Raw genomic sequence first — 14,468 nt, forward strand, 5'->3', positions numbered from 1 at the left:
CCTTACTGCGCCTGCACGCGCAGCTCTGCTGCGCTACGACTACGGTGACCCAACAGGGCTTTAACATCGCTGGACTTCGGCTTAACCAGCGCGAATTTCGCCGAGAACGCTGGCCAGTTCGCCAGGATCTCTTCGCCGCGCGAAGAACCGGTATGCTGCACGTGTTCGGTAATCAAACCGCGCAGATGTTCTTCATGAATGGCCAGCGAATCAACGTCCAGCACTTCCACCAGTTCCGGGTTCACGCGCTTGCGGAACTCACCGTCTTCATCCAGCACGTAGGCAAAACCGCCCGTCATGCCGGCGCCAAAGTTCACGCCGGTTTTACCCAGGACGCACACAATTCCGCCCGTCATGTATTCGCAGCCGTTATCGCCGATGCCTTCCACCACGGTGATGGCACCGGAGTTACGCACCGCAAAACGCTCGCCCGCACGGCCCGCGGCAAACAGACGACCGCCGGTCGCACCGTACAGACAGGTGTTGCCGATGATGCTGGCTTCATGACTGCGGAAGGCTGAACCGACCGGAGGACGCACCGCCAGCAGACCGCCCGCCATGCCTTTGCCGACGTAGTCGTTGGCATCGCCGGTCAGGTAAAGCTCAACGCCGCCGGCATTCCACACGCCGAAGCTCTGGCCCGCGGTACCGCTGAAGTGCGCGGTAATCGGATCCGACGCCAGCCCCTGGTCACCGTGCGTTTGCGCGATGTAGCCGGAGAGGGACGCGCCGACAGAACGGTCGGTGTTGCGGATATCAAACCAGAACGTTTTGCTCTGCTTGTCGTCCACATACGGCTTCGCCTGTTGCAGCAGCTGCGCGTTCAGCACGCCGTTATCGAACGGCGGGTTGTTCTCGGTGCAGTAAACCGCTTTGCCAGGATGCGGCTGCGCGGTTTCCAGCAGCTTACTCAACTCCAGCTTCTGCTGCTTAGCGGTGAAGCCTTCCAGCTCTTTCAGCAGATCGGTGCGGCCAATCAGGTCTACCAGACGCTTCACGCCCAGCTGCGCCATCAGCTCGCGGGTTTCGCGGGCGATGAACTCAAAGTAGTTGGTCACCTTGAACGGCAGGCCGTGATAGTGATTCTTACGCAGCTTCTCGTCCTGGGTTGCAACGCCGGTTGCGCAGTTGTTCAGGTGGCAAATACGCAGGTATTTACAGCCGAGCGCAACCATCGGGCCGGTACCGAAGCCGAAGCTTTCCGCACCCAGAATCGCCGCCTTGATGATGTCGAGGCCGGTTTTCAGACCGCCGTCCACCTGCAAACGGATCTTGTGACGCAGGCCGTTAGCCACCAGCGCCTGCTGGGTTTCCACCAGGCCAAGCTCCCACGGGCAGCCCGCGTATTTCACGGAGGAGAGCGGGCTTGCGCCGGTACCGCCGTCGTAGCCGGCAATGGTGATCAGATCCGCATAGGCTTTCGCCACGCCGGTGGCGATGGTGCCGACGCCCGGCTCGGAAACCAGCTTCACGGAGATCATCGCTTTCGGGTTGACCTGCTTCAGGTCGAAAATGAGCTGCGCCAGATCCTCGATAGAGTAGATATCGTGGTGCGGCGGCGGGGAAATCAGCGTCACGCCCGGCACCGAGTAGCGCAGTTTGGCGATGTACGGGGTGACTTTATCACCCGGCAGCTGACCGCCTTCGCCCGGTTTTGCACCCTGAGCGACCTTAATCTGGATCACATCGGCGTTAACCAGGTAGGCAGGGGTTACGCCAAAGCGGCCGGACGCCACCTGCTTGATGCGCGACACTTTGTTGGTGCCGTAACGGGCCGGATCTTCACCGCCCTCGCCGGAGTTGGAGTTGCCGCCGATGCTGTTCATGGCTTCCGCCAGCGCTTCGTGCGCTTCCGGGCTCAGCGCGCCGATGGACATCGCCGCGGTATCGAAGCGTTTGAACAGTTCGGATGCAGGCTCAACTTCGTCAACGCTGACCGCTTCATCGCCCGGATTGAGGGCAATAAGGTCGCGCAGCGTCGCTGCCGGACGGTTGTTCACCAGCTCGGCATACTGCTGATAATCGCTGTACTCGCCGCTCTGTACCGCCTGTTGCAGCGTGCGCACCACGTCCGGGTTGTAGGCGTGATATTCGCCGCCGTGAACGTATTTCAGCAGGCCGCCCTGTTCCAGCGGCTTACGTGCCAGCCAGGCGCGCTTCGACAGGTTCACCAGATCCTGCTGGAAGTCAGCAAAACCTGCCCCGCCGATACGGCTGACCACGCCCTGGAAGCAGAGGTTGGCGACGTCGTCGTGCAGGCCGACCGCTTCAAACAGCTTCGAGCAGCGGTAAGAGGCAATGGTCGAGATGCCCATTTTGGACATGATCTTGTACAGGCCTTTGTTGATGCCGTTACGGTAGTTCAGCATCACCGTGCGGTAATCTTTGTCGATGGCGCGGGTGTCTACCAGGCGGGCCAGCGTTTCGTAGGCCAGGTACGGGTAGATCGCCGTCGCACCAAAGCCTAACAGCACGGCAAAGTGGTGCGGATCGCGGGCGCTGGCGGTTTCCACAATGATGTTGGCATCGCAGCGCAGGCTCTTGTCGACCAGACGCGTCTGGATAGCCCCCACCGCCATTGGCGCAGGCACCGGCAGACGGTTTTTCGCAATGTTACGGTCAGACAGCACCAGCAGAACGGTGCCGTTACGCACCATCTGCTCGGCTTTGTCGCACAGCGCATTCACCGTCTCTTCGAGGCTCGTTTCGGTCACGTCGAAGGTGATATCGAGCGTGTCGGCGCGGTAGTGCTCCTCGGTCATGGTGGTGAGCTGTTTAAAATCAGAGTACAGCAGGATCGGCGATTTAAAGGTCAGACGGTGCGCCTGGCCTTCGGCTTCGCAGAAGACGTTCATCTCGCGACCGATGCTGGTGGCCAGCGACATCACGTGGGCTTCACGCAGCGGATCGATTGGCGGGTTGGTCACCTGCGCAAACTGCTGACGGAAATAGTCGTAAATAATGCGCGGCTGGCTGGAGAGCACGGCGAACGGGGTATCGTCACCCATCGAGCCGACCGCTTCCTGGCCGTTTTCGCCGAGCACGCGAATAACCGAGTCCAGCTCTTCCGCGCTGTAGTTAAACTGCTTCTGGAAGCTTGCGAGGGTATCGTCGTCCATCTCGCGGCTGCCCACTTCGTCGTCAGACAGATCTTCGAACGGCACCAGGCGACGGACGTTTTTCGCCATCCACTCTTTATACGGATGGCGGCTTTTCAGATCGTTATCGGTTTCCGCAGAGTGCAGAATACGGCCGCCGCGGGTATCGATCACCATCAGCTCGCCCGGACCGACGCGGCCTTTCTCGACCACTTCGTCAGGCTGGTAATCCCAGATCCCCACTTCAGAGGCGCAGGTGATGAGTTTATCTTTGGTGATGACGTAGCGCGCCGGACGCAGACCGTTACGGTCCAGGTTACACGCAGCGAAGCGACCGTCGGACATCACGATACCTGCCGGACCGTCCCACGGCTCCATGTGCATGGAGTTAAAGTCGAAGAACGCGCGCAGCTCGGGGTCCATATCCGGGTTGTTCTGCCAGGCCGGTGGCACAAGCAGACGCATGGCGCGCACGATGTCCATTCCGCCTGCCAGCAGCAGTTCCAGCATGTTATCCATTGAGCTGGAGTCAGAGCCGGTTTCGTTCACGAACGGCGCGGCATCGTGCAGGTCAGGGATCAGCGGCGTCTGGAACTTATAGGTACGGGCGCGGGCCCACTGGCGGTTACCGGTGATGGTGTTGATCTCGCCGTTGTGCGCCAGGTAGCGGAACGGCTGAGCCAGCGGCCAGCGTGGAACGGTATTGGTGGAGAAGCGCTGGTGGAACAGGCAAATGGCCGATTCCAGACGCAGGTCCGCCAGGTCCAGGTAGAAGCGCGGCAGGTCAGCCGGCATACACAGACCTTTATAGATGTTCACCAGGTTGGAGAGGCTACAGACGTAGAACTCTTTATCGTCCTGGAGACGTTTTTCAATGCGACGGCGGGCGATAAACAGACGGCGTTCCATATCACGCGGACGCCAGCCCGCAGGCGCATTAACGAAAATCTGTTCAATACGAGGCAGCGAGGAGAGGGCGATTTCACCGAGCACCCCTTCGTTGGTTGGCACATCGCGCCAGCCGACAATCGACAGGGTTTCGCGCTGAAGTTCTTCTTCAACGATGCGGCGTGAGGCGGCAGCCTTTTCAGGATCCTGATTCAGGAACAGCATGCCGACAGCGTAGTTTTTGGCTAAACGCCAGCCGCGCTCTTCCGCCACGATGCGGAAGAAACGATCCGGTTTTTGCAGCAGCAGGCCGCAACCGTCGCCGGTTTTACCATCGGCCAGGATGGCGCCACGGTGCTGCATACGGGCCAGTGCGTGAATAGCGGTACGCACTACCTTGTGGCTAGGTTCGCCTTCTATGTGGGCGATCAGGCCGAAACCACAGTTATCCTTCTCAAGGGATTTATCGTACAACATATCAGTGAACCTCCCCAGGCTCGTCGGGCTTCCCACTGAACTTTACCGTGGCGCACAGGCGCAGAAAGAGCATGGCGACGGGGTTAGCGTTTCATACGCGGACCTCGCATTCGCCCTCTTTTTCATCCTTTCGCGCAGGTAAACAAGTTTGAGGACTTGCTTCAGAGGGAATCTCAATTACTGCATAAATATGATGAGCAGGCCGCTCATCCAGAAAGCTTCCAGCGGATTTCCAACTTATCGGGAATTGGTACACAGGTCAAATGGCAATCTTATTTATACAAAAATGTGCTAAAGCGTAATTATCATTTTGTTTTTATTGGTTATTTGACTAATTTTACAACCACTGAAAGCGGCAGGAAGGTGCAGGGGAGTGTGATCTGACTCACTATATGAAAGCGGTATTATTGATGCAGCATGCTGAAATGCGGATTTATGGCAGAATAATAATCTGGCGCAGTCTTCGAACCCACATAAAATCACTGTTTTTCAGTCCTGGCGCTATAAATGAAAAAAACCATCAGAACATAAGGAAAAGTAATTACGTGGCGGGTGAATGAAATCTCGGTAATCGTGATTATTTATTCAAATAGATAAAGGCCGTCCAGGGCGATTGATCCAGGTCATCGCCGACAGAGGCTAAAAATGGCAGGCTTGTCCCCTTTCTTCGGGACGGTCTATCAGATTATGCAGTTACAGAAATTAGTCAATATGTTTGGTGGGGATCTTTTGCAGCGGTACGGTCAAAAGGTGCATAAGCTGACGCTGCACGGCGGCTTTAGCTGCCCGAACCGCGACGGCACCATCGGGCGCGGCGGCTGCACCTTCTGTAACGTTGCGTCGTTTGCTGACGAAGCCCAGCAGCATAAATCCATCGCGGAACAGCTCGCCCATCAGGCCAGCCTGGTGAACCGCGCGAAGCAGTATCTGGCCTATTTCCAGGCCTACACCAGCACGTGGGCGGAGGTGCAGGTGCTGCGTTCCATGTACCAGCAGGCGGTTGCTCAGGCGAACATTGTCGGGCTGTGCGTGGGTACGCGCCCGGACTGCGTACCGGAGGCGGTGCTGGATTTACTTAGCGAGTACAGAGAGAAGGGCTATGAGATCTGGCTGGAGCTGGGCCTGCAGACCGCGCACGATAAAACCCTGCACCGTATCAATCGCGGGCATGATTTCGCCTGCTACCAGCGCACCACGCGTCTCGCCCGCGAGCGTGGCCTGAAAGTCTGTTCGCATTTGATTGTCGGCTTGCCCGGAGAAGGGCAGCAGCATGGCCTGGAGACGCTGGAAAAAGTCGTGGAAACCGGCGTAGACGGCATTAAGCTGCACCCGCTGCATATCGTGAAGGGAAGCATAATGGCGAAAGCCTGGGAAGCCGGGCGGTTAAGCAGTATCGAGCTCGACGACTATACGGTGACGGCGGGAGAGATGATTCGCCACACGCCGCCGGAGATTGTCTACCACCGCATCTCCGCCAGCGCCCGCCGTCCAACGCTTCTGGCACCGCTCTGGTGCGAGAACCGGTGGACGGGGATGGTGGAAATCGACCGCTATCTTCAGGAAAACGGCGTACAGGGTTCGGCGCTGGGCCGTCCGTGGGTTCCCCGTCTACCGACGGCGGCCGCCTAGCAGACTCCCCAGCATGCCGCGCACAATCTGATTAGTAACCTGCCGCGCGGCGCTTTTCGCCATGGTCTGTACCACGCCGTCGCGCTTGCCGCCGCGCGGTCCGGTTGTGCCAAACAAAATGTCTTTTAGCCCGCCGAGAATGCCGTCATCCACTGCGACTGACTGGCCCTTAGCGGGTGGAGCATCCTGCGATTCGGTGGTTGCCTGTACCCCTTTTTGCAGCATCTCGAACGCAGACTCCCGATCCACCTCGTCTTCATACTTGCCGTACACCGGGGAGTGATTAATCAGGCTGTTACGTTCATCGTCGGTAACCGGCCCCATGCGCGAGCAGGGCGCGATCACCATTGCGCGTTCCACTACGGACGGGCTGCCCTTGGCATCAAGGAACGAAATCAGCGCTTCACCGGTGCCCAGCGCCTGAATCGCGGCTTCGGTATCAAAGGCCGGATTGGCACGCATGGTTTGCGCGGCGGCTTTCACCGCTTTCTGATCCTTCGGCGTAAAGGCGCGCAGGGCGTGCTGCACGCGGTTACCAAGCTGGCCCAGCACATTGTCAGGAATATCCGACGGGTTTTGCGACACAAACCAGACGCCGACCCCTTTGGAGCGGATCAGGCGGATAACCTGTTCAATTTTATCCAGCAGCACCTGCGGCGCGTCGTTAAACAGCAGGTGTGCTTCGTCAAAGAAGAAGACCAGTTTGGGTTTTTCCAGATCGCCCGCTTCCGGTAACTGCTCGTACAGTTCGGAGAGCATCCACAGCAGGCTGGCGGCGTAAAGCTTTGGCATCTGGTAGAGCTTCTCTGAACTCAGAATGTTGATGATGCCTTTGCCACTGCTGTCGGTGCGCATCCAGTCTTTAATATCCAGCATCGGCTCGCCGAAGAAGTGTTCGGCGCCCTGCTGCTCCAGCGTCAGTAGCCCACGCTGAATGGCACCGACAGAGGCGCTGCTGATATTGCCGTACTGGTTCTGGAAAGATTTGGCGTTATCGCCGATATACTGGGTGATGGCGCGCAGATCTTTGAAATCAAGCAGCAGCAACCCCTGATCGTCGGCGATACGGAAGATAATATTCAGCACCCCGGACTGCACGTCGTTGAGGTTGAGCAGGCGGGCCAGCAGCAGCGGGCCGAGATCGGAAACGGTGGCGCGTACCGGGTGGCCTTTCTCACCGAAGATGTCCCAGACCACCACCGGGTTGCCGTGTGGCGTCCAGTCCGTGATACCGATATTTTTCAGACGCTCGAGCAGTTTTTCTGACGCTGTACCTTCCTGAGCCACACCGGTTAAATCGCCCTTCACGTCAGCCATAAAGACCGGCACGCCAATCTCTGAAAGTGACTCCGCCAGCTTCTGGAGAGTGACTGTTTTCCCTGTGCCAGTGGCGCCGGTAATCAGACCGTGGCGGTTCGCCATCGCGGGCAGTAGATACAGCTCTTTTTCCAGCGTCCGGGCAATTAACAATGGTGTACTCATGATGCGCTTCCTCTCTTGGTCCTGGGTGGAGTATAGGCAACCTGACGGCAAAATGGTTGAGTAAATTGCTGACTTTGCGGCGCATTGTCCAGCGCGGACTATGCTTTTGCATACGGTTCATAAAATAGTGGAAAACAATGTCCAGATTCTTCTTTAACGATCGCAAACAGCTGGTCAATGACGCCATTGAAGGCATACTGCTTTCTGCGCCACATGCGAATCTCGTCAAACTTGATATCGATCCAGCTATCAGGGTTGTCGCCCGCGGCGACTGGGATAAAAGCCGCGTGGCGGTGATCTCCGGCGGTGGCTCCGGGCACGAACCGGCGCACGCCGGATTTGTCGGTAAAGGCATGCTGACGGCGGCAGTGTGTGGCGATCTGTTCGCCTCCCCGAGCGTGGATGCGGTGCTGAACGCTATTGTGGCGGTGACGGGCGATCGCGGCTGCCTGCTGATCGTCAAAAACTATACCGGTGACCGGCTTAACTTTGGCCTGGCGGCAGAAAAGGCCAAACGCTACGGCCTGAAGGTCGAGATGGTGATTGTGGCGGACGATATCGCGCTGCCCGACAACAAGCAGCCGCGCGGCATTGCCGGCACGGCGCTGGTGCACAAGATTGCGGGCTATGCAGCGGAGCAAGGAAAATCGCTGAGCGAGGTGCGGGATATTGCGCAGCAGGCCTGCGATAACCTCTGGAGCCTGGGCGTTGCGATGCAAACCTGCAACCTGCCGGGCAGCGACGATGAAGAGGGGCGCATCAAGCAGGGCCATGTCGAGCTGGGGCTGGGGATCCACGGGGAGCCGGGTGCCTCGGTGGTTGATACGCAAAACAGTAAAGCGATTATCGACACGCTGGTGTCGCCGCTCAAAGCGCAGGCGGGCGAGGGACGTTTCGCGGTGCTGATCAACAACCTCGGCGGCGTGTCCGCGCTGGAGATGGCTCTGCTCACCAAAGAGCTGGCACATTCAGCGCTGAAAGAGAATATTGCGTACCTGATTGGCCCTGCGCCGCTGGTGAGCGCGCTGGATATGAAGGGCTTTTCTCTGACGCTGCTAAAGCTCAACGATTACTTTGAAAAGGCGATTCACGCCGAGGTCGAGACGCTGGGCTGGCAGAAGCCTGTGGCGTTTGCCCCTCTGCGTACCGTTCCGCAAAGCGCTATTCACGATAGCGTGGAATATGCCGCGTCCGACAATCCGCAGGTGAAGGAGTCTGTTTCACAGGTGACGAAGACGCTCATACAGCTTGAAAACCGCCTGAATGCGCTGGATGCCAAAGTGGGCGATGGCGATACCGGCTCTACGTTTGCGCAAGGTGCACGGGATATTGCGCAGCGCCTGGAAGAAAACACTCTCCCGCTGAATGACGTACCTAAGCTGCTGTTGCTTGTGGGGGAACGACTGGCCACGGTGATGGGCGGATCGAGCGGTGTACTCATGTCGATCTTCTTCACGGCGGCGGGGCAAAAGCTTCACGATGGACAGCCGCTACCTGAAGCATTGCTGAGCGGACTGGCGCAGATGAAGCAGTATGGCGGGGCAGATCTCGGCGATCGTACGCTGATCGATGCGCTGCAACCGGCGCTGGAAGCCTTGAAGAAAAAAGATCTTCAGGCGGCAGCGCAGGCTGCGCAGCAGGGAGCGGAGGCAACGGCGAAAATGGCGAAAGCCGGAGCAGGGCGCTCATCGTATGTGAATAAAGAGAATCTGGATGGGGTAATGGACCCGGGAGCGGTCGCGGTGGCGGAAGTGTTTAATACATTGGCGCAGTAGCAAAAGTAGGCCGGGTCAGGCGAAGCCGCCACCCGGCAAACTCACATCAGAAATCCGCTTTCAGCACCACGCGGTAGCGGGCTTTGCCGTCGCGCACGTGCTGGATGGCTTCGTTAATTTTCGACATTGGATACAGCTCGGTGGTCGGCGTCACTTTGGTGCGGCCGGCAAACTTCATCAGCTTGCGCAGCTCGTATGGCGTACCGGTCGCGGAGCCTGACACGCTGCGATCCCCGCCGATCAGGGTAAAGGCCGGAACCGGCAGCGGCTTCATCACCGCACCCACGGTGTGGAAGTTACCGCCGTAGGCAAGCGCTTCAAAGTACGGCTGCCAGTTGAGATCGACGTTCACGGTGTTGATGATCAGGTCAAACTGCCCAGCCAGCGCGTTCAGCGCGTCCGGATCGCGGCTGTTCACGACTTTGTCCGCGCCCATTGCCAGCACTTCTTTCTCCTTCGCCGGGTTCGAGCTAAACGCCGTCACTTCACAGCCCATCGCGTGCAGCAGCTTGATGGCGATGTGGCCCAGACCGCCTATACCGATCACGCCCACGCGGCTGGTGGCGGTGACGTGGTGCATCAGCAGCGGTTTAAAGACGGTGATCCCGCCGCACAGCAGTGGACCAGCAGATTCAATATCAATGCTGTCCGGCAGCGGGATGACCCATTGCCAGTCGGCGCGCAGCTTATCGGCGAAACCGCCCTTGTTCAGGATGGTGGGCACTGCGCCTTCAAGGCAGTTGATCTGGTTGCCGCTGATACAGGCGTCGCAGTGGCCGCAGCTGCGTGCTGTCCAGCCAATGCCCACGCGCTGGCCAACCTTCAGCCCTTTGTCCTGCGCGGCGCTGCCGAGCGCGACGACGCGGCCAATCACTTCGTGCCCGGCAACCAGCGGATAGCTGGAGAAGCCCCATTCGTTGTCGATCATCGAGAGATCTGAGTGGCAGACCCCGCAGTAATCAACCTGTACTTCGACGTCTTCTGCTTTTAGTTCGCCCGCATCGTACTCGTACAGCTCAAGTTCCGCACCCGCCTGCGGTGCGGCGTAGCTTTTTATCTTCGACATCGTGTTTCCCCCGTTGTGGTGTGAACTGAGAGTGTAGAGCATTCAGTTTACAGCCGCTTAACAGAAGGGGGCAGGAACGAAACTTACAGACTTTTCAGCATTCTGACTTCGCAGTCAACGTGGCCCGTGCAGCCCAGCGGCGCATCGATATGCTCAAAGCCCAGATGTTCATACAGGCCGATGGCCTCTTTGAGGAAGGCGGTGGTTTCGAGGTAGCAGCGTTTAAAACCCTGATTGCGCGCGTGCTCCAGGGCGACCAGCGCCAGCTTTTTCGCCAGACCCTGTCCACGAACCGACGGCAGGAAATACATTTTCTGCAGCTCACAGATATCCGGCTCGCTGCAGCTCAGCGGTGCAACGCCGCCGCCGCCCACAACCTGGCCGTCCTGCTCAATGACCCAGTAGGCATGGCCCGGCTGGTTGTACAACTGGAACAGCTCGTCCAGATTCGGGTCGGCAACCGTGTAGCCTTTATCAGCCGTCAGGCCATATTCGGCAGAAACCGTACGGATAACGGCGGCGATAGCCGGATTGTCCTGCTCAGTGATCCGACGCATCGTCGTCGCGACGGGGGTAATCACGCTCATAGCATTACTCATTACAAAAATTGACACACAGTTGCTGTTAATAGCACCGCAGAAAAGGGAGTGCAAGCGAGGAGTTTTCAGGAAGGTTACCCCTTACGCCCTGAAGCGTAAGGGGTAAAAGCATTACAGGGCCGCGATAACGGCCTGCTGCTCGATCAGTTTGGTCTTCGCATCGGCGAAGGCAACCAGACGCTCACGCTCTTTGGCAATGACCGCTTCCGGCGCGCGGGCAACAAAGCCTTCGTTCGCCAGCTTGCTTTCGATTTTGCCAATTTCCACGTCGACCTTCGCCACTTCTTTCGCCAGACGCGCCAGCTCTGCGTCTTTGTCGACCAGGCCTGCCATCGGGATCAGCAGCTCCGCACCGTCGATGATTTTAGTCACGGAAACCGGACCCTTGTCATCGGCAGGCAGCACGGTGATGCTTTCCAGACGCGCCATGGTTTTCAGGAAGGTGTTGTTCTCGGTGACGCGACGAACGGCAGCGTCGCTGCAGCCGCGCAGCAGCAGCTCCAGTGGTTTACCCGGGGCGATGTTCATTTCGGCACGGATGTTACGTACCGCAACGATCGCCTGCTTCAGCCACTCGGTATCCGCTGACGCGGCTTCATCAACCTTAGCCGCATCGAATTCCGGGAACGGCTGCAGCATGATGGTATCGGCGTTGATGCCCGCAATGACCTTCACGCGCTGCCAGATGGTTTCGGTGATGAATGGAATAACCGGATGCGCCAGGCGCAGCAGGCCTTCCAGGACGGTAATCAGCGTGTTGCGCGTGCCGCGCAGCTCTGCTTCAGAACCGCCGTTCATGACCGGCTTCGCCAGCTCCAGATACCAGTCACAGAACTGGTTCCAGGTGAATTCATACAGAATGCCCGCCGCGATGTCGAAGCGGTAGCTGTCCAGCGCCTCGCGGAACGCCTTCACCGTCTGGTTGAATTCCGCCAGGATCCAGCGGTCCGCCAGAGACAGGGTCATCTCGCCGCCGTTGAAGCCGCAGTCCTGATCTTCGGTGTTCATCAGCACGAAGCGGCTGGCGTTCCACAGCTTGTTACAGAAGTTACGGTAACCTTCCAGACGCTTCATGTCCCAGTTGATGTCGCGGCCGGTAGAGGCCAGCGCCGCCAGGGTGAAGCGCAGGGCGTCGGTACCGTGAGATTCGATCCCGTTCGGGAACTGCTTCTCGGTACGCTTGCGGATTTTCTCAGCCAGCTGCGGCTGCATCATGTTGCCGGTACGTTTTTCCAGCAGGTCTTCCAGGGAGATCCCGTCAACCATGTCCAGCGGGTCAATCACGTTGCCCTTGGACTTGGACATCTTCTGCCCTTCGTCGTCGCGGATAAGGCCGGTCATGTAGACGGTATGGAACGGAACCTGCGGCTTGCCGTCTTCGTCTTTGATGAAGTGCATGGTCATCATGATCATGCGGGCAATCCAGAAGAAGATGATGTCGAAGCCGGACACCATTACGCTGGTAGGGTGGAACTGACGCAGCGCGTCGGTGTTTTCCGGCCAGCCGAGGGTGGAGAAGGTCCACAGCGCGGAGGAGAACCAGGTATCCAGCACGTCTTCGTCCTGACGCAGGGCAACGTCAGCGCTCAGGTTGTTTTCCTGACGCACTTCATCTTCGCTGCGGCCAACGTAGACGTTTCCTTCGTTGTCGTACCATGCCGGGATGCGGTGACCCCACCACAGCTGACGGGAGATACACCAGTCCTGAATGTCGCGCATCCAGGAGAAGTACATGTTTTCGTACTGCTTCGGCACGAACTGAATGCTGCCGTTCTCAACCGCTTCCACAGCCGGTTTTGCCAGCACGTCGGCACGGACGTACCACTGGTCGGTCAGCATTGGCTCAATAACCACGCCGCCACGGTCGCCGTACGGCACGGTCAGATCGTGAGGCTTAATCTCTTCCAGCAGGCCGAGGGCATCAACGGCGGCTACGATGGCTTTACGTGCGGCAAAGCGCTCCAGCTTCTGGAACTCCGCCGGGATCTCGCTGGAGTAAACGTCGGATTCGTTGCCTTTGGTGTCGTACACCTCTGCGCTTTCGCGGATATCGCCGTCGAAGGTCAGAATGTTGATCATCGGCAGGGCGTGACGACGACCCACTTCATAGTCGTTGAAGTCGTGCGCCGGGGTGATTTTCACGCAGCCGGTGCCTTTTTCCATGTCGGCGTGTTCGTCGCCAACAATCGGAATGCGGCGGTTCACCAGCGGCAGCACCACAAATTTGCCGATCAGATCTTTATAGCGCGGATCTTCCGGGTTAACGGCCACGCCGGTATCGCCCAGCAGGGTTTCCGGACGGGTGGTCGCCACCACCAGGTAATCTTTACCGTCTGCGGTTTTTGCGCCATCGGCCAGCGGATAGCGGATGTGCCACATGGAGCCTTTGGACTCGCGGTTTTCCACTTCCAGGTCAGAAATTGCGGTGCGCAGTTTCGGGTCCCAGTTTACCAGGCGTTTGCCGCGGTAAATCAGGTCTTCTTTGTACAGACGGACGAACACTTCTTTTACGGCGTTGGACAGGCCTTCGTCCATGGTGAAGCGCTCGCGCTCCCAGTCCACGGAGTTGCCGAGACGGCGCATCTGACGGGTAATGGTGCCGCCGGATTCTGCCTTCCACTGCCAGATTTTGTCGATGAACGCATCGCGACCGTAGTCGTGACGAGTTTTACCTTCTTCAGCGGCAATTTTACGCTCAACCACCATCTGGGTCGCGATACCCGCGTGGTCAGTCCCCGCCTGCCACAGGGTGTTTTTGCCCTGCATGCGCTGGTAGCGGATCATGGTGTCCATGATGGTCTGCTGGAAAGCATGCCCCATATGCAAACTGCCGGTGACGTTCGGCGGCGGGATCATGATGCAGAAGGACTCTTTGCTTTCGTCGCCGTTAGGCTTGAAATAGCCCTGCTGTTCCCAGTGCTCGTAAAGCGGCTGTTCGATATCGCGTGGGTTATATGTCTTTTCCATTATTTCCAGGTTGCCGTATTCAGGTTAAAACCGGCCAGGCGGTACGCTTTATAGCGTTCGCGCGCCAGTTGTTTCAAGGATTCTTCGTAAGGGACAAAGTCTACCACTTCTGTGAAAGCGGTGGCAAAATCTGCAAAGTCTGTCCGCAGGCTAATGAGAATATCGCGCGCGCTGCTGTTGCGCTTTTGCGGCCAGGCAATTTCGACCGGTGCCCCGCCGCGTGGACCTTCGCCCGACAGGTTATGCGGAACAAAACTTTCCGGCGGGCGCGCCCATAGCGCTTCATCCAGGCGAATCGCCTGCAACTCATCTTCACAGGCAATCAGTACGCGTTTACCTGCGCGCCAACGTTCTGCGGCAATTTCACACACCAGCTGTTCAACGGCGCTGAGGCCATCCTGATGGGTGTCGTTGTCCAGAAGGTAGAACGTTGCATTCTTCATATATGGGGCTTCTTGTCGTGGATTTAAATGCAAAGCCGGGTGGC

Annotated in this window: 8 protein-coding genes; 2 read left to right on the forward strand and 6 right to left on the reverse strand. The window is 58.2% G+C overall.

Going from position 1 to position 14,468, the window contains the following annotated elements; translation table 11 throughout:
• Positions 1 to 2 precede the first annotated feature (2 nt).
• Positions 3 to 4,463 carry a glutamate synthase large subunit gene (gene gltB, locus IM314_RS11515; RefSeq protein WP_059354182.1) on the reverse strand — a complete coding sequence of 1,487 codons (4,461 nt, stop codon included), beginning with the start codon at positions 4,461 to 4,463 and terminating at the stop codon, positions 3 to 5.
• A 687-nt stretch (positions 4,464 to 5,150) separates the two neighbouring features.
• On the opposite strand from gltB, the gene IM314_RS11520 reads away from it, so the two are divergent.
• Positions 5,151 to 6,092: a TIGR01212 family radical SAM protein gene (locus tag IM314_RS11520; RefSeq protein ID WP_127336335.1), complete on the forward strand. Its 942-nt coding sequence runs from the start codon at positions 5,151 to 5,153 to the stop codon at positions 6,090 to 6,092.
• Here the strand turns inward: IM314_RS11520 and IM314_RS11525 are convergent.
• Positions 6,072 to 7,574 (reverse strand): helicase HerA-like C-terminal domain-containing protein, encoded by a 1,503-nt coding sequence (locus IM314_RS11525; protein WP_041907858.1) that lies wholly within the window; start codon positions 7,572 to 7,574, stop codon positions 6,072 to 6,074. The genes IM314_RS11520 and IM314_RS11525 overlap by 21 nt on opposite strands.
• Positions 7,575 to 7,711: 137 nt before the next feature.
• Between IM314_RS11525 and IM314_RS11530 the strand changes: the two genes are divergently transcribed.
• Positions 7,712 to 9,349, forward strand: coding sequence for a dihydroxyacetone kinase subunit DhaK (locus tag IM314_RS11530; protein WP_048999213.1), 1,638 nt, complete (start codon positions 7,712 to 7,714; stop codon positions 9,347 to 9,349).
• 46 nt (positions 9,350 to 9,395) lie between these two features.
• Here the strand turns inward: IM314_RS11530 and IM314_RS11535 are convergent, their stop codons facing one another.
• The 4 genes from IM314_RS11535 to holC all read right to left on the reverse strand — a co-directional run bounded on the left by IM314_RS11535 (position 9,396) and on the right by holC (position 14,424).
• Positions 9,396 to 10,415, reverse strand: a complete 1,020-nt coding sequence (locus tag IM314_RS11535) for an NAD(P)-dependent alcohol dehydrogenase (protein ID WP_028014580.1) — start codon at positions 10,413 to 10,415, stop codon at positions 9,396 to 9,398.
• Positions 10,416 to 10,498: 83 nt separating this feature from the next.
• Positions 10,499 to 11,002 carry a GNAT family N-acetyltransferase gene (locus tag IM314_RS11540; RefSeq protein WP_059354185.1) on the reverse strand — a complete coding sequence of 168 codons (504 nt, stop codon included), beginning with the start codon at positions 11,000 to 11,002 and terminating at the stop codon, positions 10,499 to 10,501.
• Positions 11,003 to 11,125: 123 nt separating this feature from the next.
• Positions 11,126 to 13,981, reverse strand: a complete 2,856-nt coding sequence (locus IM314_RS11545) for a valine--tRNA ligase (protein WP_045630735.1) — start codon at positions 13,979 to 13,981, stop codon at positions 11,126 to 11,128.
• On the reverse strand, positions 13,981 to 14,424 hold the full coding sequence (gene holC / locus IM314_RS11550) for a DNA polymerase III subunit chi (protein WP_045630734.1): 444 nt from the start codon (positions 14,422 to 14,424) through the stop codon (positions 13,981 to 13,983). Before holC ends, IM314_RS11545 begins: the two co-directional genes overlap by 1 nt.
• Positions 14,425 to 14,468 lie beyond the last annotated feature (44 nt).

It is taken from the genome of Enterobacter cloacae complex sp. P42RS, assembly GCF_014930595.1.
Classification (GTDB): Bacteria; Pseudomonadota; Gammaproteobacteria; order Enterobacterales; family Enterobacteriaceae; genus Enterobacter; species Enterobacter bugandensis.

Coding starts and splice junctions, on each gene's coding strand:
- gltB (WP_059354182.1), bottom strand. CDS start 4,463: ATGTTGTACGATAAATCCCTTGAGAAGGATAACTGTGGTTTCGGCCTG.
- IM314_RS11520 (WP_127336335.1), top strand. CDS start 5,151: ATGCAGTTACAGAAATTAGTCAATATGTTTGGTGGGGATCTTTTGCAG.
- IM314_RS11525 (WP_041907858.1), bottom strand. CDS start 7,574: ATGAGTACACCATTGTTAATTGCCCGGACGCTGGAAAAAGAGCTGTAT.
- IM314_RS11530 (WP_048999213.1), top strand. CDS start 7,712: ATGTCCAGATTCTTCTTTAACGATCGCAAACAGCTGGTCAATGACGCC.
- IM314_RS11535 (WP_028014580.1), bottom strand. CDS start 10,415: ATGTCGAAGATAAAAAGCTACGCCGCACCGCAGGCGGGTGCGGAACTT.
- IM314_RS11540 (WP_059354185.1), bottom strand. CDS start 11,002: ATGAGCGTGATTACCCCCGTCGCGACGACGATGCGTCGGATCACTGAG.
- IM314_RS11545 (WP_045630735.1), bottom strand. CDS start 13,981: ATGGAAAAGACATATAACCCACGCGATATCGAACAGCCGCTTTACGAG.
- holC (WP_045630734.1), bottom strand. CDS start 14,424: ATGAAGAATGCAACGTTCTACCTTCTGGACAACGACACCCATCAGGAT.